The sequence below is a fragment of the Geodermatophilus sp. SYSU D00779 genome, from assembly GCF_054050595.1.
On record NZ_JBJGZQ010000019.1, the window covers coordinates 43,554 to 70,420 of the forward strand.

19 protein-coding genes and 1 pseudogene are annotated in these 26,867 nt (G+C 69.7%); 11 read left to right on the forward strand and 9 right to left on the reverse strand.

Annotation, left to right across the window (positions count from 1 at the left end; translation table 11 throughout):
• Positions 1 to 213 precede the first annotated feature (213 nt).
• Complete coding sequence (locus tag ACI79G_RS15965) at positions 214 to 3,114, reverse strand: BREX system ATP-binding domain-containing protein (RefSeq protein WP_456882096.1); 2,901 nt, start codon at positions 3,112 to 3,114, stop codon at positions 214 to 216.
• Positions 3,115 to 3,515: 401 nt separating this feature from the next.
• Between ACI79G_RS15965 and ACI79G_RS15970 the strand changes: the two genes are divergently transcribed.
• The 5 genes from ACI79G_RS15970 (at position 3,516) to ACI79G_RS15990 (ending at position 8,567) form a co-directional block, all read left to right on the forward strand.
• Complete coding sequence (locus ACI79G_RS15970) at positions 3,516 to 4,517, forward strand: hypothetical protein (protein ID WP_456882097.1); 1,002 nt, start codon at positions 3,516 to 3,518, stop codon at positions 4,515 to 4,517.
• Between the two features lie 11 nt (positions 4,518 to 4,528).
• A complete protein-coding gene (locus tag ACI79G_RS15975; protein ID WP_456882098.1) occupies positions 4,529 to 5,557 on the forward strand; it encodes a hypothetical protein in 1,029 nt (342 codons plus the stop codon).
• A 13-nt stretch (positions 5,558 to 5,570) separates the two neighbouring features.
• Entirely contained in the window at positions 5,571 to 5,849 is a 279-nt protein-coding gene (locus ACI79G_RS15980; RefSeq protein ID WP_456882099.1) for a hypothetical protein, read from the forward strand.
• Between the two features lie 87 nt (positions 5,850 to 5,936).
• Positions 5,937 to 7,244 carry a tetratricopeptide repeat protein gene (locus ACI79G_RS15985; protein WP_456882100.1) on the forward strand — a complete coding sequence of 436 codons (1,308 nt, stop codon included), beginning with the start codon at positions 5,937 to 5,939 and terminating at the stop codon, positions 7,242 to 7,244.
• A gap of 237 nt (positions 7,245 to 7,481) precedes the next feature.
• Positions 7,482 to 8,567, forward strand: coding sequence for a hypothetical protein (locus ACI79G_RS15990; protein ID WP_456882101.1), 1,086 nt, complete (start codon positions 7,482 to 7,484; stop codon positions 8,565 to 8,567).
• A gap of 747 nt (positions 8,568 to 9,314) precedes the next feature.
• Here the strand turns inward: ACI79G_RS15990 and ACI79G_RS15995 are convergent.
• The gene (locus ACI79G_RS15995; RefSeq protein ID WP_456882102.1) at positions 9,315 to 10,727 is read right to left on the reverse strand and encodes a lipase/acyltransferase domain-containing protein; all 1,413 of its coding nucleotides are present in this window, start codon (positions 10,725 to 10,727) and stop codon (positions 9,315 to 9,317) included.
• A 26-nt stretch (positions 10,728 to 10,753) separates the two neighbouring features.
• A complete protein-coding gene (locus tag ACI79G_RS16000; RefSeq protein ID WP_456882103.1) occupies positions 10,754 to 13,324 on the reverse strand; it encodes a CHAT domain-containing protein in 2,571 nt (856 codons plus the stop codon).
• A gap of 202 nt (positions 13,325 to 13,526) precedes the next feature.
• Here ACI79G_RS16000 and ACI79G_RS16005 point away from each other — a divergent pair, with 202 nt between their 5' ends.
• The gene (locus ACI79G_RS16005; RefSeq protein ID WP_456882104.1) at positions 13,527 to 13,742 is read left to right on the forward strand and encodes a hypothetical protein; all 216 of its coding nucleotides are present in this window, start codon (positions 13,527 to 13,529) and stop codon (positions 13,740 to 13,742) included.
• Positions 13,743 to 14,068: 326 nt separating this feature from the next.
• Here ACI79G_RS16005 and ACI79G_RS16010 read toward each other — a convergent pair.
• The 3 genes from ACI79G_RS16010 to ACI79G_RS16020 all read right to left on the reverse strand — a co-directional run bounded on the left by ACI79G_RS16010 (position 14,069) and on the right by ACI79G_RS16020 (position 16,630).
• A protein-coding gene (locus tag ACI79G_RS16010) for an IS5 family transposase (protein ID WP_456882105.1) occupies positions 14,069 to 14,898 on the reverse strand; the annotation gives its coding sequence in 2 pieces (ribosomal slippage) (positions 14,069 to 14,539 and positions 14,542 to 14,898; 828 coding nt in all).
• An 820-nt stretch (positions 14,899 to 15,718) separates the two neighbouring features.
• Entirely contained in the window at positions 15,719 to 16,006 is a 288-nt protein-coding gene (locus ACI79G_RS16015; protein WP_456882106.1) for a hypothetical protein, read from the reverse strand.
• Between the two features lie 132 nt (positions 16,007 to 16,138).
• A complete protein-coding gene (locus ACI79G_RS16020; RefSeq protein ID WP_456882107.1) occupies positions 16,139 to 16,630 on the reverse strand; it encodes a hypothetical protein in 492 nt (163 codons plus the stop codon).
• A 132-nt stretch (positions 16,631 to 16,762) separates the two neighbouring features.
• On the opposite strand from ACI79G_RS16020, the gene ACI79G_RS16025 reads away from it, so the two are divergent.
• Genes ACI79G_RS16025 through ACI79G_RS16045 form a run of 5 tightly spaced genes read left to right on the forward strand, consistent with a single transcriptional unit; the run spans position 16,763 to position 24,180 of the window.
• Positions 16,763 to 18,067 (forward strand): hypothetical protein, encoded by a 1,305-nt coding sequence (locus ACI79G_RS16025; RefSeq protein ID WP_456882108.1) that lies wholly within the window; start codon positions 16,763 to 16,765, stop codon positions 18,065 to 18,067.
• On the forward strand, positions 18,064 to 19,422 hold the full coding sequence (locus ACI79G_RS16030) for a KH domain-containing protein (RefSeq protein WP_456882109.1): 1,359 nt from the start codon (positions 18,064 to 18,066) through the stop codon (positions 19,420 to 19,422). The genes ACI79G_RS16025 and ACI79G_RS16030 overlap by 4 nt, the downstream gene beginning before the upstream one ends.
• Entirely contained in the window at positions 19,419 to 21,242 is a 1,824-nt protein-coding gene (locus ACI79G_RS16035; protein ID WP_456882110.1) for a vWA domain-containing protein, read from the forward strand. The genes ACI79G_RS16030 and ACI79G_RS16035 overlap by 4 nt, the downstream gene beginning before the upstream one ends.
• A gap of 5 nt (positions 21,243 to 21,247) precedes the next feature.
• A complete protein-coding gene (locus ACI79G_RS16040; protein WP_456882111.1) occupies positions 21,248 to 23,056 on the forward strand; it encodes a serine/threonine protein kinase in 1,809 nt (602 codons plus the stop codon).
• Positions 23,053 to 24,180: an FHA domain-containing protein gene (locus ACI79G_RS16045; RefSeq protein ID WP_456882112.1), complete on the forward strand. Its 1,128-nt coding sequence runs from the start codon at positions 23,053 to 23,055 to the stop codon at positions 24,178 to 24,180. The genes ACI79G_RS16040 and ACI79G_RS16045 overlap by 4 nt, the downstream gene beginning before the upstream one ends.
• A 50-nt stretch (positions 24,181 to 24,230) precedes the next feature.
• Here the strand turns inward: ACI79G_RS16045 and ACI79G_RS16050 are convergent, their stop codons facing one another.
• The 3 genes and pseudogenes from ACI79G_RS16050 to ACI79G_RS16060 all read right to left on the reverse strand — a co-directional run.
• Positions 24,231 to 24,848, reverse strand: a complete 618-nt coding sequence (locus tag ACI79G_RS16050; protein ID WP_456882113.1) for a hypothetical protein — start codon at positions 24,846 to 24,848, stop codon at positions 24,231 to 24,233.
• 83 nt (positions 24,849 to 24,931) lie between these two features.
• Positions 24,932 to 25,759 carry a hypothetical protein gene (locus ACI79G_RS16055; protein ID WP_456882114.1) on the reverse strand — a complete coding sequence of 276 codons (828 nt, stop codon included), beginning with the start codon at positions 25,757 to 25,759 and terminating at the stop codon, positions 24,932 to 24,934.
• A 247-nt stretch (positions 25,760 to 26,006) separates the two neighbouring features.
• Positions 26,007 to 26,510: pseudogene (locus tag ACI79G_RS16060) on the reverse strand (helix-turn-helix domain-containing protein); the annotation flags it as partial.
• Between the last annotated feature and the right edge of the window lie 357 nt (positions 26,511 to 26,867).

Here is a 26,867-nt window from a genome sequence, read left to right on the forward strand (position 1 = left end):
CTATCGGGTGAACCCCTAGCAATCGGGGTCCGTCGAGTACCGATCGGCGCCCCTGGGGTGTGAGATGACGACTGGCACTGTGTTCTACTGTGTCAGCCGCGTTCCTCCGACCCACGGTCTCGCTACCGGCTGGCCGCGGGGCGCAGACGCATCGCTAGCGGGCCGGACGTCGACGCCAGTCCCGCTGCGGGCGCTTGGTGTCGCGCGTTCGGGTCAGCCCTGGACCGATCTCTTGCCGACGGGGGCAGGCGGCCCCACCGCGGAGGCGAGCCGGCTCGCGAGGGCAGCTCTCGAGCGGACGCCGAGTTTGGCGTAGACCCGTGTGAGGTGGTACTCGACCGTCTTTGAGCTGCAGAACAGTCGTGTGGCCGCCTCTCGCGTGGTCAGTCCGCTGGCGATCTCCAGCGCGACTCGCATCTCCTGTGGGGACAGCCCCAGGTCATGATCAGGATCAGTGCCGGAGCACCGGCAGTCGGTCAGCTGGTCCTCCGCCATGGCGCGCCACCCCAGAGCACCGACCCGGGAAAAGGTGGTGGCGGCTGTCTCTGTCATGGCTCGCGCTGCCGCCGGTCGGCGTCGGCGGCGTAGGGCGGTGCCGGCGACGAGTTGAGCTCGCGCCTCCTCGATCGGGGTCAGTCGAAGGGCGCCGCCGTGGAGGGCGCTCACCAGTTCGTCGACATGGTCCTCCCCGTGTACGAGGACCTTGCAACGTGCGATGACCGCTCGGTGCCAGTCGTCGGGTTCGTCCGGGACGTTGGCGAGCCACTCGCGCAGCACGACGTCGGCTTGGTCGGTATGACCGCTGCGGGCGAGGGCCTCGATGTAGTCGGGTTGCCAGGGGAAGGAGCGCACACCGCGAAAGGAGAGGGACGACGCGAACTCCGCGACAGGGGCGAGGACTCTGACCGCGTCCTCGGCGCGCCCCGTACCGAGGAGCAGCTGTGCGTGGGCGTGGGTTCCCCAAGCGCTCGGACCCGGCTCGTTGAGCATGGCTCCGAGTTCCGTGGCAGCTGCGACGCGCTCGAGACAGCCTCGCTCATCGCCTAGAGCGGCACAGAGGCGGGACGCGTATGCGTGGGTCCAGCCTGCGAGGGCATGACTGCCAACCTCGCGCGACACCTCGATGCCTCGGTCAGCAGCTGTGAGGCCGACCAGGAGTTTGGCTGTCCATCCCGCGAGCTCGGTCCTGGCCAGCATCAGATAGGCGACGCTCGATGGTCGCGCCCGCGCTGCGGAGAGCCACAGGGTCAACAGCTCGTCGGCGAGGTCGAGGGCGGAGGTCCAGGTCAGCGTCTGTGCGGGTGAGCCGACCAGATCGTCGAGCATGTCCACCAGACCTCGCCTGACCGCGGAGGCCTCGACCTCCGTGCCGCGTGACGCGGTGAGCAGCCGCCGTACCCGGGCGATGAGCTCGTCGATCGCCGGGGAGTGATGCGCGCCGCCGACGAGATCGACCTCTGCGACCAGACTCAGCGTGGGCAACAGGAACAGCGTCTCGGCAACGTCATCGTCGACAGCGGCACCCGGCCGGCACTCCCGGAGCAGCGCTGTCATCTGAGTGTGGGCCGCCCGCGACAGGTCGGCCCAACGTCGGAACTCCGCCATATTACGGGCCCTCAACGCGGCGACGGCCAAAATGGCCGCCCTGTGCCTGGGCGGGAGGTCATCGGGGATGTGCGCTGCGACCGGCTGTCGATCCAATGGCGTGTCCCACAACATGAGTCGGGCCATGTAGCAGGAGGCGTCGGCGTAGATGTCCGGCGGGACACCGTCACGGGTGAGGAGGCCCTGCAGGTGACTGCGGGCCTCGTTGTGGTGTCCCGCAGCGCTCAGTGCGCACGCGAGGGCGAGTTCCCGGCGGTCGTACTGCAACCCCGCTGGGCTGAGGGAGAGGGCCAACCTCCGCATACCGACGCTCGCGGCGGCTCCGACCCGTTGTTCCGCCGCGTCAGCTGCTCGCTGCAAGGACGCGGCTGCGTCCTCGTCTGTACCCACCACGGACAGCCCACGGTGCCAGGCGTGCCGCTGGAGGTCGTGCCCTCGCGCGGCCACGGCGAGCGCGGCATGTGCCCTGCGGACACCAGCGGGCCCTACGACCTCAAGAGCGGTCGCCCGGTAGAGCGGATGGGCGAAGTGCAGCTGCCCTGTCGCGCTGACGAGGAGTCCGGCGTCCTCGGCCGGGAGCAGGTCGGCCATGCTCAATCCGAGTTCAGGCAGCGCGGCGCGCGTGAGCTGAGCCGCGGCGGAGCCGGCAGCCGCGACGATGGCCAGGGCAGCGCGTGTCCGCTCCGGCAGGGCGAGGACCAGCCGGGAGAACGTGCGGCGCGCCACCTCCTGCATCGGCAGGGTCAACGGGAGCGGCGCGTCGCCGACGATCGACTCCCGCGGCAGTCGGTGGGCGAGATGGCTCACGGCGAGGGGGTTGCCGCGGGTCTCCTCGGTGATGCGGCTGACGACCGCGGTCGCCGGGCGTCCTCCGGCCACCGCCTCCAGCAGCTCAGCCACCTCGGCTTCGGTCAGGCCGTCGAGCCGCAGCTCCGTCCACGGGCCGCAGATCCGGTCATCTTCCGTTGGCCGCTGTGCGATGACGACTGCCACCCTGTCGGCCCACAGTCGACGCGCGGCGAAGCTCAATGCCTGCCCCGACTCGGGATCGAGCCAGTGTGCGTCGTCGACGACGAGGAGCAGCGGTGCCTCCTCCGCCGCGGCCGCCAGCAGCGCCAGGGTCGCAGCAGCGAGCAACAGGCGGTCGGTCGAGGCCGAACCGGCCCCCCCGCCGGCGGCCGTGAGGACCTCACGGTGCTCCTCGGGCAGAGCGGGCAGCCAGGCGGCGAGCGGCCGGATGACGTCGATCATCGCCGCGAGTGGTAGGTCGGCCTCGCCCTCGACCGGCCGGACGGCGACCGGACGGAACGATCGCCGAGCCGCCTCCTCGAGCAGCCACTCGATCAGCATCGTCTTGCCAGCGCCGGCCTCGCCCTCGATGCGGTAGGTGGAGGCGTGGCCCCTGAGCGCTGTGTCCAGTGCACTCGTCAGTGCAGCCTGGACCGATGATCGCCCGATCAGGCCGGTCGGCCCGGGACGTCGGTGTCCGGGAGGGGGCTCCGCTGCCACCGAGTCACCACCTTCGGCGCTGGGCCGGCGCCCCAGCACGGCACCGGCCCAGTGTTGCCCATGGCGGCCGGGGGCACCATGGCGTTGAGAGCTCTTGCGCCCTCAGCTCGGGCCGGATCGGCGTGTCGCCCAGTGTGTCGTGTCATCGACGATGTCCAGGGCGAGCTGTCGTTCGACACCGGCCGACGACGCCAGGGCCCCTGGGGTACCGATTGCTAGGGGTTCACCCGATAGATCCCGCCCCGTCCTCCCCCTAGCGTCGCTGGCGTCGGACGGACGTGAGCGACGGGACCGGAAGTGAGTGGTTCGTCACCCGACTACCACCGCTGGAGCGATCCCGTCAGCCGCTCGCGCCACACCCGGGGTCCGGCAGCGACCCTCGAGCGAAGGACATGTGTCTCGTGGACAACGACCTCATCGCCGGGATCGTCGGGGGCCTCGACCTCGAGCCACTGATCAGCGCGATGGACCGGCGCAGTGACGACCTCGTCGAGGTGGCGAGGCAGAAGGTCCGGGCCGCCATCGCCAGCCGGGACACCAGTGAGCTGTTGACCCTGTCCGTCGCCCGACCGGACGGTCAGGTCACGGTGCTCGAGCCCGGTGCCAACGTGGAGTACGCCAAGACGCTGCTGACCTTCGTGCGGGACCGCAAGGGCACCGGCGGAGCGATCTCCTGCGCGGCCGAGAACATCACGGACGACGCCATGCGTGAAGCCGTCATCGAGTTCTACGAGTCCCCCGAGGCAATCCGGAGCCTGAGCGACGCCATCGCCCAACGGCTGCGCGACGACTCCGCGGTGCTCGCTGTGGTCATGGACCGGGTGCACGAGCTTCGAGGGACCGTGACCCCCCTTGGGGGGATGAGCGGCTCCGCGCGGCCAGGCGCGTTCTCGGCGGTGACCGGGAGGATCGCGGCGACCGCGGCGGCGAGTTCCTTGGTGCTGGCTCCGGCCAAGGCCGCTGTCGGGCAGTCGGTCCTCAACGCCGCCGTCGCCAGTGGGGTGCACGGAACCGCCTCCGCGGCGGGCAAGCACGCCGTGGCCACCGCAGCGGTGAAGTCGGGCATCGCCAAGATCGCCGGCCTTGCGGGCGGACACCTGGTGCTGGGGCCCGTGATGGTGGCCGTCGTCGGGGCTGTGCTCGTGCACGAGTACCGGGCCTTCCCGACGAAGATGGCGGACAGGGTGTCCGCCGACGTCGCGATGCATCTGCGCACCGTTGCGTGGGAGATGCACCGGAGCTTCCTCGTCGACTACGCCCGGGGCGCCGCAGGCGTCTACGTCTCCTCGCTCTCCGGGCTCCTCGAGCGCGTCGCCGACGCGCAGGTCGCCGCCGGAGGACAGCAGCTCACCCAGGACCAGGTTGCGCAGCTGGTGGCTGAGCACCAGCTGACCCACAAGTGAGAGGAAGCGAGATGGCGTACGTCCCTCGGCTCAGGGGATTGTCCAAGGAAGCGACCAGACAGGCTCGCCTGACCGCTGAGAACCTGCGAGCACGAGCCCGCACGGTGAATCCAGACCTGGTCGCCCGGACCGAGGCGAGGGTCGTCCAGGGGCGTCAGACAGTCGCTGCCGCGTTGGAGGACAAGCGGAAGAGCTTCGCCACGCAGTGTGCGAGTACTGAACTGGGCAGCTTCGTCGCGGCACGCGTCCGGACCGCCAGCAAGTTCGGCCGTGAGGTGCCCGTCCTGTCCCTTGTGTCGGACCTCCTCGACGAGAAGAACGGCATCACCACCTTGAGCGAGCGCGTGGCGGCCGACCCTCACGACCCGATGGTTCACGTGTGGCTGGGCGAGGCGTTGCTCGCCCACAAGCAGGACGCCACGGCGTACGTGGCCATCCGGACAGCGGTGTCACCCGGGGTGCTGGTGAGGAGGGAGCTCTTCCGAGCAGCGTCGGGTCAGGACGCAGCCGAATTCGGCCCTGTGGAGCTCACCATGCGGAACGCGTTCGCCCTGGGGCTGGGACGTCTCAGGACCGAACCGCGCGACGGCCGAGCCCTGCACGCCCTCACGCGGGTGTACCTGGCGGGAAAGATGCCCGAGACGGCGCTCGTCACCGGCAGGATGGCCGTGCAGGGCTCGTCGAGTCGGGCCTTCGGCGAAGCCTTGTTCACCCTCGGGAGGGCTCATCTCCTCAACGGCCAGTACGCATCTGCCAGACGGGCCGCGGAGATGGCGATCGAAACAGGGTGCTCCCTCGGTTGGCGGGTGCTCGCCGAACTCGTGCATCTGGAAGACGTGAAGAACACCGTCCGCGAGCGACTCGATCGCTACGCAGAGCTGTTCGAGCGCGTGAACCCCGAAGACATCGATCACTACCAGGGCTTCCACCGCAGCGCCGAACAGATCTGCAGGTCGGTGTTCGAGCGTCAGGCCAACAAGACCCGAAGCGCACTACGCGCCATCTCGGATCGACGCTCGGCCACCACATCGCCGGAATGAGAGGAACAGTCCGATGGATGACTTCATGGACAGCACCCTGGTCGATCTCCTGCAGTCCGTGCAGGACCTGCTCGGTCAACTCGCCTCAGGTGTGGAGGATTTTGATCTCGATGCCGACACGGTGACCCTGCCGGCCGTGGAGGGACAAGGCGACACGGTGAACGACCTCACCGAGGCAACTGCTCCAGGCGTGGTCGACCCCTTCCTCTCGGCCCTCTCCGCAGGAACGGACAACCACGTCTTGGGCTCGGTCATCCTGCCCTCCCCGTTCGCCCCAGGATATTGGGCTTGATCGTCACAGCGATGTACCGGTGACCCACCGGGACGGCAAATCGAGAGTCATCCGAGAGCAGCGGTACGACGACGAGAGGAACAGGCCATGCCTGCACATGAAACCAATCCCAAGGAAGTGCAACTGCACGAGCAGTGGCACGTCGAGAACCTCGGTGAGTTCGATGTCCAATTGTCCCTGGGTGAACTGGTCGTGACCGATCGCCGAGGAGGCATTCCCAAGGGATCCGGTCCGAACATCCACCTACCGCTGTCCCAGTTCCCAGCTGATACGTGGGTGCGCCTCCAGGACAAGCAGGGAGGTCCTGTGCCGCTCGTCGCCCGCTGGGACGGAGTCCGCATGACCGTCCGCAGACAGGATGGGGCCGACTCAATGCCCACGGTCGAGGACAGACTGCACCGAAAGTCACGTTTCGTCCTCCGGGCAGGCAATGTCCATTCCCACCCGGACGGTGGCTTCTCCGTGCAGCTGTCGACATCTGGCGGAGGAGAAGTACGCCTACTCCACGATGCCACGGAAGGATTCTCCACCTGGAGCTTGAACCAGCTTCCCCAGGGCCGAGGCGTCGTCCCCCAGAGCAGCACGGGGGGACCCCTGCCGGTGAAGCTCACACGAACCGGCGAAGACGTGATGGTCGAGTGGCTGCCGATGCAGGAGCTCGAGCAACGCGAGGCGGACGGTGGGTCCATCTCCACGGCCGTGTCGGCGGCGAGTACTCCCGACGGGGACAACGGGGGCAGCCTCTGGAAGCTTGCGGCCGTCGCGGCTGCAGGCGTTGCCGCTGCCTGGCTGCGCAACAGAGGAGCGGGCAAGGTCGGGACGGTGACCGAAGGACCGGTAGGAACCCTCCCCGCGGCGACGCAAGCCGTGGGCCGTTCGGGCACCACCACACTGTCCGCTACGAATCTCGCCGAGCAGTACCGCTGCGCCCGAGCGGCTGAAAGTGATGGGGACGTGCCCACGGCGCAGGCCCTCTACACGGCAGTGGGCGCGACCTTCCCCACCGTCGAACGGGATCCGTCCAGGGCTACAGCTGCGCTAGGGGCGAGCCTGTTCCGCCTGGGCGTCTTCGCGGAGCGAGAGGGCCGGACGGAGGAGGCTGCAGGCAACTTCCGCAAGGCAGCCACGGTCTTCGATGCCGTCGCGGTCAATGCAGCCCATGACGGGAAAGCCGATCTAGCCGAACGTGCCCGCAAGGAAGCGCAGGTGGCCAGGTCGCAGGCTGGGAAGGTGCAGCGGAGAGCGACCGCGACGGTCCGGGGTAGAGCCCCCGCACCCAGCGAGGACCGGCACACCGCCGAGGTGTTGGCTCAGCAACGCGCCATGATGCGCCAAATGGATCAGGAGCGCATGCGCACTAACCAGATGTGGGCTCAGAACCTGGGGCGCATCTGAGGAAACATTCACACTTCCGTCGTAGGCGCCAGTAGGGGATAGGACATGAGTGATTCGTGGCGTTACGAACAGGACCGGCGGGCGTGGGATGAGGCACAGCGACGACACCAGGACGATATGAATGCTGCTAATAGGGAGCTCTCGCGTTATTGGAACGATCCGACGTGGGGTGTCTATAGCCAATTGCGCCGCGCCCACGAGGAACAAGTCCTCAGGCAGCAGGAGTCGGCCCGAGAGATGACCATGAGCGACGGGCCGGCTTGGAGCCAAGCAGGCACGTTCCACGATCCCACGTCATACAGCGGATCGACCGATGCGCTACCCGACGGCCATGACGACCTCGTGGCCCCTGACCTGCCCAGTGGCACTCCCGTAGAGCCCGACGCCGGCGGGCCCCTTACACCTGGATTCGATCCCATGCCGCGGAACGAAGCCGCGACGGATTTTGCTCGGCCGGTAGATCTGGATACGTGGAGTGCCGAAGGCAACGACACGGCACGGATGGACCCCGGTCCCGACGGTTCTATACGTACTCCTTGGGACGCTGAACGAGTCAGGAACGACGGCCTCGACGCTTCACGGGGCAGCGTACACTTGACCTCAGGCATCTACCCGATGAGTCAGTCATCCCTGCGTCATGACGACATCGTTCAGCTCGATGTGGCACCGGCTGACAACTCCGCCGTGGATCGACACGCTGAGGACATAGCACGCGACAACCTCGCGGATTGGCGATACTGGAATGATCCGGTCTATGGATTTTGGGCCCGACTCAAGCGGGCATTCGACGAGTCTCAGATCCGAGAGGCGGCTGGCCATCCCTGTGCCGCAGAGAGTGGACGCACCGGTGACGCCCTCGGGTCGGTTGAGGACCGGTGGCAGAAGGACGCGGTTGAGGAGGACCCGGCCTCCTTCGCGGGCCTTATCGACGTCGAGGAGTTCTCCGCCGACCCTGTCATCGCCGACCGGCTCAGTCGTGCAAGGGAGTACGACATTGGCGGGTACAGGTCCTTGACGGCTCGCGGCGAGTACGGCCGAACGGACGACGGCCTGGACAGTGACGAGATCCTGCAAAACCTCTACGTACGAAAGACTCGCGGCGTGACGCGGCACGACCCCCTATTGGCCGACAACCCGGCCGTTGCGCTCAGGCCCGAGGAGCACCGGAGGATCAGGAACCTGAAGGCTTCGGACCTGCCGGGCCGAAGCGCGGAGGATGTCGTCCGCCATCACCTCGAGCAGATGAAGGACTTCCTCCCGCACGACGTCCGCGTCGTGGCGGAGCGGGAGGCACTCAAGTTTATCCAGCGCGAGGACCTGTGATCCCCCGCCGGAAGGCCGGTCCCTTGGCTGGCGTTCATCACACGGCGTCGTGATAGCTCTTGCGCGTCCAGTGGCGCCTCGCAGAGTGGTGCGCTGCAGCCGGTGAGGGTGCCGGTGTGGACTGGCAGACGGCTACCACGTGGTTTTCCGGCTCGACTTTCCAGCTCAAGTCAAGGAGACGGCTGCGATGGCCGTGGCTCCCAGTGTCGACCTGCCCGCTACTTGCACGAGCAACTGACGCCGACACGGTGGCGGTGACGGTTCCTGCGTTCTTGACGCGGACCTTGTTGCCTTCCGGCTGTCCCTGCCCCTTGGCCTCGGGCACGGGGAGCACGACGGCGATTGGTTTCTGTAGCTGGCAATCAATGACCAGCTCTTCGGTCGGCACTCACGGTGACGTCTCCAAAAGTGGTGTAGCTGGGCGTGGGCTCCGAGTTCGCCTGCGTGGCGTCGCGCATCCGCTCCCCGACCTCGATTGAGTATCGGCGGTGGGCAGGATCGCGGTACTCGCCGTAGCGGCGGGCATCTCAGCCCATCGAAGAATTGGCGGGCTCTGTCTCGACACCCTGGCTGACAAGACCACCACGACACGATGCTCCCCGCGGTCACAGGACTGATCTCCGGCCAGAAGCGACCTCCCCGACTGGCTCGATCGCTCACCGAAGGCGCTACCGGCCGGCACGGCCCGGTAACCGAACCCGCCCGAGAAGGTCGGCGACCGCCCGCCGCTGACCATGCACGAGGTCGTTACGTCGGCGCCACCCGGTCGGACATAGCCGCGGCGCCGCCCGAGACGAGGACGACGTCCTGGACCGGTTCTACCTCCGCTCCCCCGCCTACCGTGATCCGGTAGCAGCCGGGCTCCTGCGGCGGCAGCGTCACATCGGTCCAGTCCTCGACCGTCTCGGCGTTCACGGTCACCTCATGCGGGGCCGCAGCTCGGTCGGTGGGCAGCCGATTCAGGGTGACCTGCAGGTCGGTGCCGGGCTCGGCCGGGCGCACCCGTACAACCAACGGCTCGTCGGGAAGGTAGGCGTCCTCAAGGTCGACCGAGACGGTGACCGGGGCGCCGGCGAGGAACCCGTCGAGCTTGCGCCCGGTGAACCAGCCGCGCAGCTGGGTTAGCACGGCGTCGGCGTTCTGCAGCGAGGCGTGGCGCGTGCCGGAGAAGACGGCGCCCTCGTCGCTGTCGAGCTCCTGGGGTGAGGCCGAGACCCGCGGAACGGTGCCGTCGCCCAGCAACTCCTCGCCGCGGTAGGTCCGGAGCAGCTCCAGGCTGTCCCCGCGGCGGCGGGCGGACTGCCCGGTCGGATGCTCGGCGCCGATGACCCGGGCCAACCGGTACCCGTCGCAGCGGTACTCGTCATCGTCCCGGTTCCGGGTAACGGCCTCCTCTATTTCCCGGTGGAAGGCGCGGGCCCTGCGCACCTGGTCCGGGTCCAGCCCCGGCACTGGCGCGGTCAGCTCGGTCAGCCGGCGCAGCTCGCCGTCGCCCTCATCCAGGCAGGGGTAGATCGGCAGGAGCTGGTACACGGAAGTCATCGACCGCAGCGTCTCGGTCAGGTCCACCAGGCCGCCCAGCTTGCGAAAGCCGTGGGCGAGGAAGTCCAGCGCGTTGAGCGACCCGCGAAACGGTGTCCCGAAGGTGATCAGCGCACGAGTGTCCCGCCAGCCGCCGAGCACCTCGAGGTAGTAGCGCGAGACCAGCCCGCCCATCGAGTGGGCGACCAGGACCAGCCTCGCGTCCGGGTGCTCCCGGCGGCGCTCAATGAGCCACTCGGCCGCCCGCTGCTGCAGCCGGCGAGCGGCGACGCGGTTGTCTCGGCGCCAGTCGTAAGGGAACTCCCGCACATCGACCTCGCCCTGCAGGCGCAGCCGGCCGACCAGCAGGTCGGTGAGCCTGCTGTAGCCGTCGATCTTCCACAGGCCGGGCAGCAGGTGGGTGTCCCGGGCCACCCGCACGGCGCGGACGCCATCATCCAACTCGTCGCGGTCGACCGGGTCCTCGGCCAGCCGCAGCGCCCGGACGCTGCCGCCGCGGGAGAGCAGCCCGCGCAGGCCCGCGCCGAGGCTGAGGGCGAACACGTCCCGCCCGTCCTTCTGCAGCACGCTGCCGGTGATGCCGGGGAGCACCACGACGATGTCGCCGGGGAGGTACATGCGCCAGTCCTTCCGGGTGGGGGCGGTCAACGGCAGCCGTAGGGAGTCATCCCGACCCAGCTCCAGGCTTGCTGCGGGTCGGAGCCGACCATCTCCAGCAGGGTGGTCCGCGCGGCGTGGAGCGGCGAGTGCCCGCCGCGGCGCAGCTCGTGCCAGCGCCGGGCGTAGGCGAAGGTCGCGGTGACCGCTGCCTTCGGGATGCTGACGAGAACGAACCGGGCGCCGGCTTCCAGAAAGGACGCGGTGAGGCCGAGGGCGTCATCCCCGGCGAGGTCCAGCGAGCCGACCCGCTGCGGCCGCCACCCGGCGCTGCAGGCGCAGAGGAAGACCTCCGGGTAGGCCAGCCGTTCCTGCGCCACTTCACCGGCGTCGACCTTGGCTCCGGTGAGCAGCAGGCCGGAGGACAGCGGCACCTGGGCCTCGAGCGAGCCGTGGCAGGTCACGTGCAGCACGGCGTCGCCGCCGTCGGGTCGGCGCGCGAGCTCCTGGAACGCGGCCTCGGTGAGTGCTGGGCCGATGACCGGCGGAGCCAGCAGGTTCATACCGTAGACGGCTGCGAGTTCCTCCACGTGGGCCTCCCCACCGGGCAGCTGCGGGTAACGCCCCTCAATGTCCCGGTAATCGGGAGCGCCGAGCAGGGCGGCCCGCGGCGTGGTGGGGAAGGGGCCGTCGAGCAGGGCCAAGCAGGAGAGGTTGGGCAACACGCCAACGGTCGTGTGTTCGACCAGACGGCGACCGGCGGCGGTCAGTCCGCTCCATGGCAGCACGTGCAGCGGGCCGTGGGGGACCACGAGTAGCGTGCGCGCGGCCAATGCGGCCTCCGCCAGGTCGGCGGGTACCAGCGATTCCAGGGTCAGGCCGAACTCCGCCGACGCGTCGAACGCCTCAGGCTCGGGCTTCCAGCGGCGCAGGTTCTCGACGTATGCCGCCAGGGCCGCCTGGGTTCCCGCGTCAACCTCGCGGCACCCGACCCGCGCGGATCCCCCGGCGAGCAGCACCGAGACGACGCCGCCCGGACGGAAGAACAGAGTCAGAGCCGCGCGGTCACCCTCGGCGAGCAGCCGCAGCGTGTCCGCGAGGTTCACCTGTGCCGGCTCGGACATCGCCCTCCACCGCGGATCGGCGATGCGGATCCGCTCGAGGAGCTGCTCCCGCTCCGCGAGCAGCGCCTTGCGCTCAGCCGTCGCGGCGGCCGAGCCCTGGCCGGAGTACTGGGCGTACTCCAAGGCGTCGAGGCGGGCGGTCACGGTGTGGAAGCGCCGCTCGTCCGGCGACCGCGGGCGGCGCCGGTCGACCGGGATGCTGAGGACAGCCGAGAGGGCGCGGGCCTTGACCAGCTCGATGAGCCGGGCGGCGGCTCCCGCGTCGCCACGCCGTGCGGCCAGGTCGATGGCCTCGTCGAACATCTCCCGCTTGTCCCGCACGAAGGTGGAGTCGAGTCGGTAGCCGAGCGGGGCCCTGCGCAGTCGGTCCGCCGCTCCGGCGCCGTCGAGGTACGCGCGCAGAGCGTCGTCCGGCTGGTCGAGCGCGGCGAGCGCCCGCCCGCGCCGTTGCTGCAGCTTCCAGGCCAGGTCGTCGTCCGGGTTGGTCAGCAGGCCGCGGAGGCCCTCCTCCGTGGCGCCTAGCCCAGCGCGGGCTTCCCGACGGGCGAGCTCGAGATCAGCCCGGGCGAGTTGCAGCGCGGGACGGCGCGGCGCCAGGAGGCCGCGCAACTCCGGCTCGATCCGCTGCAGGGTTCCCTCGGCGTCGGCCAGCCGTCCCTGTGCGATGTCGATGACGGCGAGGTGGAAGTCTATCGCCGCGGTGATGCCCATCTCGGCGGCAAAGTCCCGGACGTGCAGGAGGAGCTGCCGGGCGCGGTCGTGTTCGCCGAGGCGGCGCCGGATCCGGCCCTCGGTCTGGACGAGTTCGTACGCAATGCGCCGGAGGGCGAGCAGGTCCTCTCCCCGCCGGTCGGGCATCCCGGCGGCGATACTTTCCAGCTGCCGGCCGACGGCGAGCAGGACGTCCAGCGCCGTCGGCGGCCCCTCGGCGAGCAACGGCCGGGACTCCTCACGCACCGAGGCCAATGCGGCCAACGCGCGCTCAAAGTCGCACAGCCACTCGTAGAGGTTGGCCAGCTCCAGGACGCACTGCATCGCCCCGAGGGCCTCGCCCGCATTGGTGAGCGTGGCACGAACTTCGTAAAGGACGGTCAGGGCCTCGTTGAACCGGCCCTGGGCGGCCAGTCGGCCGACCTGCCCACGGCGGACGTACGCGGTCGCGACGGGACCGAGGTAGCGGGCGGTGAGCGCGTCGGCCTCCTCCCGGCGGGCCCGCGCGCGGGCGGCGTCCCCGTCCGCCTCCGCATAGTCGGCGCGGATGTTGAGCTGCTGGACCAGGGTCTGGGCGACGGTGCCGGGATCAAGCGGGCCACCCCACCGGGCGGTGAACTCCTCGGTGCCGGCCAGCCAGCGCCGCGCCAGGTCGAAGTAGTGCTCGTACGCAGCGTCCTGGTCGGCGTGGGCGGCCGACAGCGCCGCCATGAACGCCGACATGGCCTGGGTCTGCAGGTCGGCCAGGGCGAGCAGCTCCTGCCCCTCGTCGCGTACGTCCATGCCCATGCCCCCGCCCCCGCTCCCCGCGCCCGGCCGGGAGCCGCGCCGGTGCACCTGGCTCATCACCGGCCGAGGAGTGCGTCGTGCCGAGTGTCAGGAGGACTCGTCACCGGTGCGTCACCGAGGCATCACGGCTGCCTGGCGTAGGTGCATCGAACGCCGCGTTGCCGCGGGCCAGGCCTGGGCCAGGGTCGCTGCAGCGGTGGCCCGAACCGCCGAGGAGGGTCATGCGCATGAAGGTGGCCTGCAGCCCGACCTGCTCGGCGACGCTAGTTGGTGGCAGACCCCGCTGTGGCAGTACGCCGTCTTCGCCGTCGTCATCTACAGCCGTTCCGCAGCCGAGCGCCGCACGATCACGGTGGGGGAGAACGCCCGGCGGATCGCCACTCGGCACAGCCTCGACGAGCTCACCGCGTGACCAGTTGTGGTCACGGGGCAGGCCCCGAGAAGGGCGAAGGAGCGCTGCGACCTGGCCGTACGGGGCGCCCGACGTGACCAATCTATGACCAATGGAGCGGAAAACAGGGGTTTCCAGGGGCCTGAAACGGGCCTGCCGGACGGTCCTCCAGTACTCCTCCAGAGGACCTAACAGGCGGGTTAACCTGCGGTTATTCGTGGAGCGGGTGACGGGAATCGAACCCGCATGGCCAGCTTGGAAGGCTTGAGACTCCAAGCGCCATCTTGGCTGGTCAGCGCCAAGTCGGCTGGAGGTCGTGCCTTGCGCGTGCCTTAGAGGACGTTGCATTAGTTGGTTGGTAGCCGGCGGGCACAGATCAGGATGGCGGCCAGTCGGGCCAGCGCGGTGATGGTGGCGGCGGTGCGGTCGTAGCGCAGGGCCAGGCGTTTGTAGGACAGCAGCCAGCCGAGGGTGCGTTCGACGACCCAGCGGTGTCGGCCGAGGCGAGCACTGGAGTCGCGGCCGATCCGGGCAATCCGGGCGGTGATGCCGCGGCGGCGCAGATAGCGGCGCACCCGGGGGATGTCGTAGCCCTTGTCGGCGTGCAGCTTGATCGGCCGGCGCCGGGGATGGCCGCGGCCACCGCGGCGGATCGCCGGCATGGAGTCCAGGATCGCTTCGACCAGCATGCTGTCGTTGCGGTTGGCGCCGGAGACCGCGACGTTGAGCGGCAGCCCGTGCGCGTCGACCAGCAGGTGGTACTTGCTCCCCGCCTTGCCCCGGTCGGTCGGGTTCGGCCCGGTCAGCGCACCCCCCTTTTCGCCCGGACGCTGACCGAGTCAAGGGACGCTCGCGACCAATCCAGCTCGCCGCGCTCGCCGAGCCGGTTCAGCACGGCGACGTGCAGCTGGTCGAACACGCCCGCCGCGGCCCACTCGTGCATCCGCCGCCAGCAGGTCCAGCCTGAGCCGTAGCCGAGCTCGGCCGGCAACTTGGTCCAGCCGATGCCGGTGGACAGCACGAAGGCGATGCCCTCGAGCACGTCCCGGTCGGCGGTGCGGGGCCGGCCGGTACGGCCGTGCACCGCCGGCTTGCGCGGTGGGATCAGCGGCTCGACCAGCGCCCACAACTCGTCACTGATCAGCCGCGGCGGCGGGGAAGACACCGACGACGACATGGCGCGCAGCCTGCGCCGACGCCTCAGCCACGGGAAGTGCCCGAGGACCTACTTCTGCAACGTCTTCTTAACGGTGTGCCCATGATCCGGAGGGCAAGCGAGCGACCTCCGCCTGCTTGTCTAGGGGGAGGGCTGATGCCAGGAACCATGGCCTCCCGACGTCCTCGAATTTGTCACCGGGACCAGCGGTACGCCTGGGCCACGGCGGTGCGCTGTTGGCGGTGATTGCGCGGCGACGCGCACGATGTCGACTTCGAGCCGTCCAAGGATCAGGGGCGTGAACCCGAGCGGGGTGACCACCGCGGCCGCCCACACGAGAGGCGGGGCCCGCCGGGTGGCCTTCACAGGGCGCGGTTGGTCCGAGTGGGCCGTTCCCTGATCTCGACCGGGCCGGCCGCGATGACCCGGGCGTGGATCCTCGTCTCGGCCTGGGGGGAGGTCGGGTCGGTCATGGCGTCGTCCCTGTCCTGGCGGTGGTGCCGGTGGTCCAAACGGGTTGGTGCAGGCCTTCGGATGCCGGCGGTAGGCGACCACGAGGGCGCGCCGACGGATCCGCAAGTCGTGGGAGGTGGCCGCGCCCTGCGCGTCGGCGAAGGCCCGGGCGCAGTAGCCCTGGGCCAGGGTGAGGCCTTGGGCCGCCGCCTTGCGGGCATGCGGGCTTGCGGCAGCTCCGGGTTGGCCGCCCGCTCCCCTTGAACGCGGGCGGCGCCGCGGTAGCCGGTGTAGACGACCGGGCATTTCTCGCACCACAGTCGGAGCGGCACCGGCGCGGCCCCGAGGCTGCGGGTCATGACCGAGGGACCGTTGGGAACAAGGGCCCTCAGCGGCCGATGGCCACCACCGTGGGGGCGAGCATGTCGGCGGCGAGGACGATCGCCGAGCCCTGCCTCAGGCGGGCGAGCTCCTCCTCACTGTCGGCGAGGGTGAGCGAGTCGGCCAGGACAGCCCGCCCCTCGGCGTCGACGGTGCGGTGCGCCACGACGGTGCCCACGAGCCTGCGCACCTCGGGTACTAGCCGGGACGGCGCCTGCTCGACGACGAGGAACCCTTCGCCAGCGCCGCGCAGTTCTGCCATGGCGTCGACGACCACCTGCACGCCGTCGTTCACGTACCCGCTGCTGAAGACGGCGGACAGGATCCGGTGAGTCCTCCTCTACGACGGTCAGGTGCGCCAGACCCGCCGGGAGGGGGAATTCGCGGTAGGACACGAGCCCGGCGAGGACAAGGCTCACGAGCAGGGCTACTTCCCGCGGCCCGGCAAACTCGGGGCGAGTGCGATGGTCGGGCCGGAGAGCAGCGTCGCCCAATCGAAGGCCGCGGAGCCGTCGCCCATCAGCGCGCCGCCCAGGCTGCCGTCGGTGAGCAGTTCGAGCCGGTTGACCAGCGCTGCCTCGATCTCGCCCTTGCTGCGGTCGCAGTAGTCGGAGTGCCGGACGAGGTCGCGCACGGTGGCGTACAGCCGCGGCAGTGTCGGCGCCGGCTGGCCAGCACCCGGCGGACGGCGCGGATGAGCACGGTGCCAGCGGCCAAGACTGGCCCAACGGATCGTCGAAATTTGGTCCTGCCGTAGGTAGCCTCTCGCTGCCGCGTCGTTCCGATACTCGGGAACACGTCCGTGGCACCACGTCCGCGGACGGCAATCGGGGGGCTTCTCGTGTTGGTCGGTGCAATCCGGAACGGAGCCTCGCGGCAGGAGATCCACAAGGGCGTCGCTGTCCTCGGCCTCGACCACGGACCTGATCGGATCTTCCTGGGAGTCGGAGCCGAGCTCGTACGAGCGGGAGCTGACCCTCTGCTGTGGCACGTCGTCGTGCCGAGCACGTGGCTGGGCAGTCGGGCTGCCCGAGACGAGTGGGCTAGGCGGATGCGCGACCTGACTGTCGCCGCGGCGGAAAACATCCGCCGCCTGGCAGGCCGGCTGCTGCCCGCCGGGGTCCTGCTCGGCGAGCACTCGACACCCGTCGGTGAGGATCTGCACGTCGTCGATGTCACGTCGACGGCCGAGCAGGAGGTGGTGTGCAACCTCCTCCGCGAGTACGTCCCGCTCCTGATCGCCATGTCCGCGCGGTGGCCGGGTGCCACTGCGGCTGCCACCGGATCGCGGCGGCTGGCGCAGTCGCGTGAGCACGTCGCGGCCCGGTTCCTCGCCTCGACGTCGCCCCACCACCTGGCCCGGGTCGAGACGGAGCTCCGCCGCTCCGACGGCATATCGCAGCTCGACAAGATGGACGTCCACCCTCTGACCCGAACCGACGGCACGCTCGCCGTCGTCATCCGGTGCGTCGACGCGAGTGCGTCCTTCGCTGCGGCGCGCGCGCACGCTTTGGTGATCGCCGCTTTGGTCATGCGAGCCCGGCGAATGGTGCGGAATGGACGTCGACTGGGGCACCTGCCCCAGCGCGAGCTGGAGGACAACCGCGCGCGCGCCGTGGCCCGCGGTATGCGTGCAGCGCTCATCACAGGTGACGACCGCGGGCGCCAGGGAAGGAACGAGCGCGGTGGCGACCGCCGGGGCGATAGGGGCCCGGGTGCCGCACCTCCGGACCGCGACGCGCGGCGGCGCACCCCGGCCGCGCAGGCCCTTCGCGAGCTCCTTACCCGCGAGCTTGCCGTGGAGCTGGACAACCTCAATGCCGGCGCGGACGAGTTGTTTGGGGTCCTCGCAGCGCTGGAGGAGGGACGTGCCGAGGGCATCCCGCAAGGGGAGGACGCATTCCTGGGCTCCTGGGCAGCCACCGTCTCCGGCAGGGGACACGACGAGCTGCTCAGCCTCCTGGTGGACCCAGCGCCTGGGGGAAGGGCGCTCGAGGGCGCCCGGCGGGCGGCTGCCGGGCGCACCGCGCTACTGCTCGACGACTGGCAGGAGACGATTCGCCGCCGGGGTGGAGCGCCGCGTCCCCCGGTGCAGCGTCCGCGGGATGGGCAGCGTCCGCGGGATGGGCAGCGTCCGCGGGATGGGCAGCGTCCGCGGGATGGGCAGCGTCCGCGGGATGGGCAGCGTCCGCGGGATGGGCAGCGTCCGCGGGATGGGCAGCGCTACGGCGGTGGGGAAAGCCGCGGAGGCGGCACGGCTGGAGGCGGGTGGCCTCCCGCCGGCCGGGGCAAGGGAAAGTCCGGCGGGCGGCCCGAGCCAGAGCAGGGGACAACCAGCAGCGGAGGGGCACCGTGAGCCAGGTCGACGCAGAGGTCGTGCTCGATCTCCGGTCCTGGCGCGGCGACGTCAGCGGTAAGGACGGCGTCATCAGCCTGTGGGAGAAACTCGAACCGGCCATGGTCGGGCGTGACCTCTCTAGCCGGAGTCGTCATGTGCTCGAGGACGCCGCCAGCGGCTCGGTGGTTATCGACGTCGTCCGCCTCCAGTCAGCCGGTTCGTTCGTCGTGGGACCGAAAACGTCCTTCCTAATCGGCGACGTCATCATGCAGCCGGAGCTGCGATATCGGTGCGCGGCGTGCGCCCGTGCGGGAACGCCGCGCTATGGCCCGTTCATGTGCCGCCGGTGCGGGGACGACATCGGCCGGAACCGGCTCTGCGACGAGCACGTCCGATTCCTCGACGGCGCGCTGGTCGCGTCATGCGATGAACACGTGCCTGGATGCGAGGAGTGCGGGGCACGTGGCATTTTCTGGTGCGCTGGTTCCGGTTGCCGCGGCAAGCAGGCCCACTGCGCCGGCCACCGCCGCGAGCACCCGCAGGAGGCCGACATCGCCTACTGCCCCGCCTGCTTTGAGGTCGACTTTCCGCCCTGCGAGGTCGCGGGCTGCGCCCGCATCGGCTCGGCCCGGTGCGAAATATCCGATCGCGGCGTGACGACGTGTGGGCGGCGAATCTGCTCCATGCACGCCAAGCGCTGGCAGATCTACGGCGGGGAGGCGCTGGGGCTTGCAGTTTGCTCAAGGCACGCGCCCGGCATGCGTTCAATGTCGGCAGAGGAGATTCTGCGCCGAGTTGTCGTCGGCACGGTCGCTCGGGGACGGCAGAGCGAGCCCCTGCCGTCGCTGCGCGGCTTGGCGCATACGCTGCGGAATTCCGGCCATAACGCGCGAGCGCTCGACTACCGGTGGTTGATGGCGGAGCTGCAGCGGCTGGAGTCAGCCCCGGAAATGGCAACGGCGACTGCGGGGCGGGTCCCACAGCGTGAACTGACCGACCGGCGCACAGGCAACGGGCGGTACCGGCCACCCAGGTCGCCGCGGTCGTGGGAGGCGGAGCTCGGCGTTATCGATCAAGGCAACGACCGCGGGCTATTTCTCGTTGACCGACTGCGCGGCGCCCTGGCGGTCGCCGTTCCGGCGTACGGCCCAGTCATGGCTGCGTCACTACAACTTGCCGAGTACAAGCCGCCGCGGACGGTTAAGGGCGAGACGCGGCCTGGACTCCTCTTTGTCCACCTAGACCAGAACTACCGCGGCTACTTCATCGGCCCCAGGGGCGCCACGATCCGGTATCTAGAGGCCGAAGTGGGCCGGCACGTGCCGGAAGGCATCAGGCTAAAGCTCGAGGGTGACGGGGGACGTGCCCGATGATCACGTCCGCAGACACCCGCGTGCTCTTCGTCGGCGCCACGGCGGCGCTGGCTCCCGATCGGGTGGGTCTGGCGTCGGGTGCCGCCACGGGCCCGGCCGTCTTCCGGCTGCTCGGGCGCGGGCCCGAGCGGCGCTGGGCGGTGGAGCGCTTCGTGCACTCCGACATCCCGGCGGGCCGGCTCGTCGTCGGCGAGGCCATGCGGGAGCAGCTGGGTCTCACCGATGACGCGGAGTGGGAGATGCACCCTGCCGAGGCCGTGCCGATCCGCCGGCTCGTCCTCGAACTCCCGACCGAGCGGCAGAGGCCCGAGACGGTCGCACAGTCGGTCGCGCGAGCTGGCCTCGTAGGCAGGCTCCTCTGGCTCTCGGGCGCTGAGGGGGAGGCATGGCTCGACGTCGACGACGTCCCCTTCCGCGTCCTGACAGCTGACACCGGCGGCCGTCAGGACGTAGTAGCGGAGATCACCCAGAGCACCGTCGTCGAGCTGTTCGCACCCGGCGTCAAGGCTGGCGTCGACATGGTCATTCTGGCCGACTGCAGCGGCTCGATGGGTGTGGACGACATCCCGGTCGGCCCTGAGTCGCCGGAGGTACTGCGCGGAGTCGGCTACCTGCAGCGGATGGAGGCCCTTCGCCGTGCCCTGTACGACCTCCTGGACGTTCGGCTTCGGGTAGCCGGCCGGATCTCGCGGGTGGCCCTCATCGAATTCAACCAGCGCACTGCGATGCGGTTCCCGCGATCCGGGGGAATGGCCGAGCTGGACGCGTCGAGCGACCAGGAGGTCATCCGGGAATTCCGAGAGGGCATCGCGCTGCTGCGGGCGGACGGGGGAACCAACATCGGCAACGCCTTGCACGCGGCGGCTGACCTCCTCTACCAGCACGGCCACCCCGGCAACGAACGACTCTGCGTCCTCGTGTCGGACGGAGCCGACTGGCGCCCGCGCGGTGAGCAGGGGACGGGCGAGGTGGTCACGGGGGTCGACGAGCCGGTCAGCCTCATGGCCCACTTGCACCGGGACATGGGGATCCGGCTGCACGCGATTGGCATCAGCACCCGAGAGCTCTTCCTTCGCCGCTACCGAGATCAGGAGGGTTTGACGCCGAACCATGAGCTGCTGGTTGAGCTGGTCAAGGTGGGGGGTGGAGACCCGGCGACGATCGGCGGGTTGGACGTGCTCGTCGAGTATTTTTCCGGAGTTGGCAGCGGGATCACGCACCGCGTCCGCGAGGCGATGACAAGGCGCCGTGCCGACTTCATCGTCGACGCTGAAGTCGCCGGGCGCCTGCGGCACGCCGCGACGTCGTCCTCGACCGGTCGGCTCGGCGATCTGGTCAACGACCTCCACAACACCTTCAACGAGTTGAACGCCGCCTCGGAACGGGTCTTCCCTCAGCGTCCACTCCGCACTCCCGAGGTACGTCGCGCATTCGTCGAGATCAGCAAGTTTCAAGAGGATGGCGGATCCGCGCGGGACCGCCTGACGACGGCGCTAAGGTCGCTCAAACGTTCAGTCGCCTTGCCGGAGGACGCGCAGACGCCGGCCGTGCGATCCTGGTCCCATTGGCTGCGGACGATGGCCGACGCGCTACCGCAGCAGGGCGATGACCTTGGCCGGTTGCCGGAGGTCGTGCAGGCTGACCCGCGCGACCCGGTCGCCGTCGTGGCCGGGGTTGCCACCCGACTGCTTGCGTGTCTCGAAGAAATCCTGCGCGAGACGGCCACACTGCCCGACCGCGCTCAGGCGACCGCCCCTGTCGGCGCGCCGCCGACGATCCAGGACGAGGCTCCTGTACAGGGCTTCGTCTACAAGGAATGACGGCCGTGGCAGACACGGCGCGCCTGCCACACCCCGACTCCCCAGAGCCGGGGTGGGTAGTCCGGGATCAAGGAGACAACCTTCTTTACCGCCTGGAACGGCAGGTTCGGGCCGGCGGCGAGGGGACAGTGTGGAAGGCCTCCCGGCGGGTTGACGGTCTCGACCGACCCTTCGCGATGAAGATCCTCCTGCCACGGCACCTGGACCGCGAAGCGGAGGAGACACTCTCTGAGTCCCTGGAGCGCTGGCGCCGCAACTGGAGCGACACAATCGAGCGGACCGCCCGGCTCCGCGGCATCCCGGGTATTGTCCCTGTGCTGCGAGTCTTCACAGGGCCACCACCACATCCGTGGGATGCGCCGCCTGACGGACGGATCTCGACCCTCTACCTAGTCACGGACTGGTTCGAGGGCGTTGACCTCGACCGGTGGGGGCAGCGGCGGCCCTCCGTCAACGCCGTGGCCAACGCCGTAGAGCAAGTCGCGGCGGTGATCGACGGGATCGCGGCGGCTGGAGAGGTGCACCGCGACATCTCCCCGGCCAACATCATGATCGACGACTCTGGCCGCATCGGGCTGATCGACTTCGCCTTTATGCGGCCGGCTGGGGCAGATCCGACCCACCTCGTGCATAAGGCTGGTTACACACCGCCTCGGTACCACGAGATCATGCCTGAAAATGACCGGTACTCGTTCGGCTGTGTCGTGTACTTCCTACTCACGGGCACGGCGCCGCAGGCGGTCGATCCCCAGCGGGCAGCCGAGGCCGGGTTGCTGAGCGCCGGGTACGGCCCCGCAGTCGCCAGCCACGTGGCCGCGCTGCTCCAGGAAGACGCCGCTGCACGCCCACACCCGCTCCTGGACTGGACGCGCACGCTCACCCGCTTGCTCGGCCAGCGGCACACCGATTCGACTTTTACCGAGGTGGCCCAAGCCCGTAACGGGCGGGGCGCGGTCGAGGTGTATGCCGTCGGTGGAGGTCTCGTCCACGGTGCCTCGGTGAGCGCGACCGGTCACCTGTCTCTCCGCGTCGACCCGGCCGCACCGGCGGGCGTGGCACACCTGGCCGCGGGCCGCCGTGGCGATGGGACCGTCACGGTGTTTGCCGCGGACGTCCGGGGCGGGCTCAAGCTGCGGATCGGCCAGAAATGGGTCCCGGTAAAGGTACCGGCCCTCGTCGGGCCTATCCGCGCGGTCGCGGAGGGGACTGGCGACGTCACTGCATTCGCGGCCACTCGGGCGGAGCAACTGCTCGCGGTGCGGGTCCGGCTAGACGGTGGCGTCGACGTGCGCACCATTGCGGTGCCGGCCTCCCGCGTGCTGGCGGCGACGCGGGGCGCGGCGGGCGATGCGACCTTCCTGGTCGAGTCTCGGGACGGCGGCGCCGTGGCGGGGTCGGTGTCAGAGCCAGCCCTGGGCGTGCCGGTCCGAGACGTCCAGAGCGGTGCCCTGGTCCTGGGCGACTGGGGTCAGTTGCTGTGCGTCGTCGTGGACAGGGAGGGCGGGTTGGTGGTCCTCGAGAGCGTCGGGGCAGAGTGGATGAAGACAGGAGATTCCCTGCTCGCCCCGGACGCGCCGAGCGATCTGAGCTGTGTCAGCCACCGCGAGGGGCTCACCGTGGCGGTCGCCACGCGCTCGGGGATTTGGCTCCACTCCGTCGGCAGCGGGCGGTCCTGGGAATGCGTCGTGCCCGGAGCCGCCACCCGGGTGACTCTTGGGCTCACCGACACCGGACGGGGCCAAGTCGTGTGCTTGGCCGACGGGGTCGTGCGCTCCGTGGAGGAGTTGCCCGACGAGAGGTGGGTCGCGTCGTGACGCCGCCGGGCGTGCAGGAATTCCGCTCCGGGTTCCCCGGCTCCCCCGTCCTCGTGGACGTCTCCAACATATGCTGGGATGCCGCGATCCCTCCGGTCGGCCGCATGAGCCCAATCGCCGCGCGACTCCGGGATGTCGTTGCCGTCTTACGCCGGTCAGGTGTTCTCGAGATGCGCTGTGTCGCCGACACCTCCCTCCGCCATGTCGTGCAGGACGTGCGTGGCACGCGCGCCTGGCAGCAATTCGCGGACGAGTTCGCGCTCGAGGAGGCTCAGGTCGCCGATGAATTGCTGCTGACGGCGGCGCAGGAGGACCGGCGGGCCCAGATCATCTCCCGGGACAACTTCATAGATCACCGTCGTTCTCACCGGTGGATCGACGCGGAAGCCGGGCGCTTCTGGAAGCCCCGACGGCGCCGCGGTGAGCTGGGGTTCGTCCTGAGTGGGGTGCGGCCCGTGCCCGGGCACGCGGTTTCGCGGTCGATCGAGGTCAAGGAGCTCAAGAGCCTGGGCATCGACCCCCGCGACCACCGCGAGATTCTTGCGACTCGTTGGCGGTGCACCAACCCCCATTGCCTTCAGGCGCGGTTGTGGCAGGACGTGCTGCACGTCTGGCCCCGAGTGGACCGTGCGGGGCTCGTAGTCTGCCCCGCCTGTCGACAGCCGGCCGCCGCCGTCGGCGCGCGGGGACGGTCCCGGCAGTTGATCGCGAAGGATCCCACGCAAGACGGTGAGTGCTTCCGCTTCGTAGTGGAGGAGGGCGCCCCTGTCGTCCTCGGGCGCGGCCAGCTCCGATCGGGGATCAGCGTGGACGCATTCGCCCCGGCTCTGGAGCGCTTGGGGCGAATCAGCCGGCAGCACGTCCTGATCGAGGTCACAGAGGCGGGGTCCGTCCGAATCACCGACCTTGGCTCCACCAACGGGACCTCGGTCCGTCGCACCGGCTCGATGGAGTGGCGAAGGTTGCCGGCCCACGACGCAACCGGTTTCAACGTCGGGGACGCCTTGGACGTCGCCCAAGGCCTGCGCCTGCAGTTGTCGGGCCGGGTTTTCGTTCTCGACCAGCCGCAGGCCGGGGAAGCCGGTGGGCCCGGCGAAGCAACGGAGATTGATTCGGAGGGTTGACCGGCAACCACCCCGGCCGCAGCTCAGCGCGCGTGGCTCGCCTGTCCGTGTCAGGCGGCGGTCGGCCGCCAGGGGCCAGGGTGGCCGGGCGCTGGGGCCTGCTTTGGGTCGGTGGTCCTTGTCGGCCCGGCCGACACCGCGCGTCCCTGGTGCTCGATGGGCGCCGGCTCAACCCGGAAGCGCCCCCGGGGCAGGTCGGCATCGGCCACGACGTAGGCCTCGAGCTGTCGCCCAGCAGGAGAGGGGGCCGAAGCCTGTTCGCAGTAAGCCCGCGTCAACTCCTCGTTAATGAACGCCCGTGGCACCGCTTCGGTCAGCGCCAGCAGGTCTGCCGGTGCGAGGACTACGCGGACCCGGGCGTGAGGAAAAACCTTGCCGTCGAACCAGCTGATAGCGGTCGCGCTGAACAGGATCCGAGACGCCCGGTTCAAGCACTGCTGAGGACTGCGAAGCGGGTGCACCCCCACGACCAGCCACACCTGGCGCCATAGATCCCGCCCCACGCTGCTACCGACGAACCCCACCGCAGCGGCCAGCCCCGCCGCGCCCAGCGCAACCAAGGCAGACACCAGGACGTCATACGTCGCGAGGAAAAAGAGGCCTCCGACGCCGGTGCCCCAGCCGCCGAGGGCAAGGAGAATCCGTCGACGGGTCCGGTATGGGTCCATGATCTGCTCCTCGGTCGCCTTGGGCTGTCGGGATCGATCGTCGGACCGGAGCGGCTGTGTAGGCGATTACATCCCCGGCTGGCCTAGCCGGCGGGTGAGCGCACCGCCTTGTCAGGGGGGTGGCCGCCACGCGGCCCTTGGCGACCGCCGAGGCCGACAGGAGCCCAGCCCACCTCCTTCGCAGTACGGTTCACCCAGTCGACCAGAGAGGCGCGCGGCCAGCCCTGGGCGAAGAGCGCCGCCAGTCCCGCGTGCCACGTCGGATGGGCGTCGGCCTTCAACCCGTAGAAGTGGAGTGCCTCCCGGACGGCCCGGGCCGGCTCGGCGGGGGTCTTGGTGGGCCACAGTGGGAACCGAGCGCGCATCGCTTCACGCGTCGCGGCTTCGGTGGGGATTACGCGCCGGTCGTCGCTGGCCCACAGGTTGTGGGCGGTGACCAACCACCGCGCCCACTGCTCCCGCGGCGGCTCCCGTGGCGTCACCCGGGTCGGTTCAGCTGCGGTATAGCTGCGCCATCCGGCGGGCGAGAATCGGACGTCTCCGACGGACACTTCGACGGCGTGACCTCCGTCGCCCAGCCTCAATGCCAACGTGACCAGGGGGCCGTCCGCCAGAACTGTAGAGCCCTGCCCGACCGTCCGACGGCGCAGGGAGGACGTGTAAGAGTCGAACGCCTCCACGAGCAGGTAGCCCGGCGGGCGCTGGTGCACGCGCACGGCCAGGTTGGTGTCATGGCAGAAGATCTCGAGTGCTACGGCCGAGATATCGACCGCCGATTGCTGTGGCGACTGCAATGGGACGGTGACGTCGACGACTCCCCCTTCTCGCCCAATCGTTATCAGCTCGCCAGGGCCACAACCGAAGACCCCGCCATCAGCGGTCAGCAGCTCTAACCACGCCGGTTCACCCATCGTCGAGGATTGTCCCCCAAAGGCGCTCTCGATGATGCTCCGTTGGTGTACCGGCCGTTGGATACGAGGCACTGGCAAGCGCCACCTGCCGGTGACATCCCTGGCCGGTGTGGAGCACCGCGACAGCCAGTACACGCCACTGCGGGGCCGCCTGCATCCGTGGCGGCCGGAAGCCGGATCTGCTGAGTGACGCCGGTTGGTGCAGACCCGGGCATCCCAGAGCCTCCACTGGACCCGGGGCGGTTCAGTCCTCCGCGGCGCGGGAGGAGATGAGCACCGCGGCCGCCCAGCGGGAGTAGCCGCAGACCATGGTCAGCACCGGCAGCTGCGTGGCCGGGCGGGTCTGGCCGAAGCCGACCGGCAGCGTGATCGGCGGGAACCACAGGTCGAACTGGGCGATCTCGCCGGCCACGTAGGCGGTGCGGGAAGCCGGATCCGGTGGCAGGTAGACCGGGCGCAGCTCGGCCACCCGCTTCTTGAGCACGGTCATCGACCGGGACCAGTCGATCCGCTCGGCGATCACCGTGGCCGGCATCGCCGGGAACGCCTGCAGCAGCTCGCGGATCCGCGGCTCGACCTCATCGACGATCGACCCCTGACCGACCCGCTCGTACTTCGGCGGCTCGACACTGCGCAACGCCGCCCGCACGGTGTTCCGCGACACGCCCAGCACCCGCGCGATCTGCTTGATCGGCAACCCCTCGGCCCGATGCAGCCGGCGAATCTCCGCCCAGTCCTCCACGGACAACACCTCGTCCCTCCCCGACTCGGATCGAGCCAGGGTCTCGGGAGAGGGTCAGTTTTCGACCGTCGCGAGGGGGTCAGTTTTCAGGCGTCGTCGACATCGGCCGGCGCCACATCTCCCCGGACCCGCTCACGACGTACCAGAGCTCCTCGACGGTGCGGTGCGTCACCGCACGGGAGACGGTTCCGGCAGAGAGGGTGAAGTGCGCCAACCCGCCGCGAGCGCCCTCCACGAGGAGGCGGACCTCCGAGCCGTCGGGGGCCAGGTAGTCCGCAGCCGCCGAGAGCTACTTGGTCTGCGCTCCCTTCACCGGTCCTCCTCGAGGCCGCTACCGCAGGGCGTGTCAGCTCGGGTTCGGGGTCC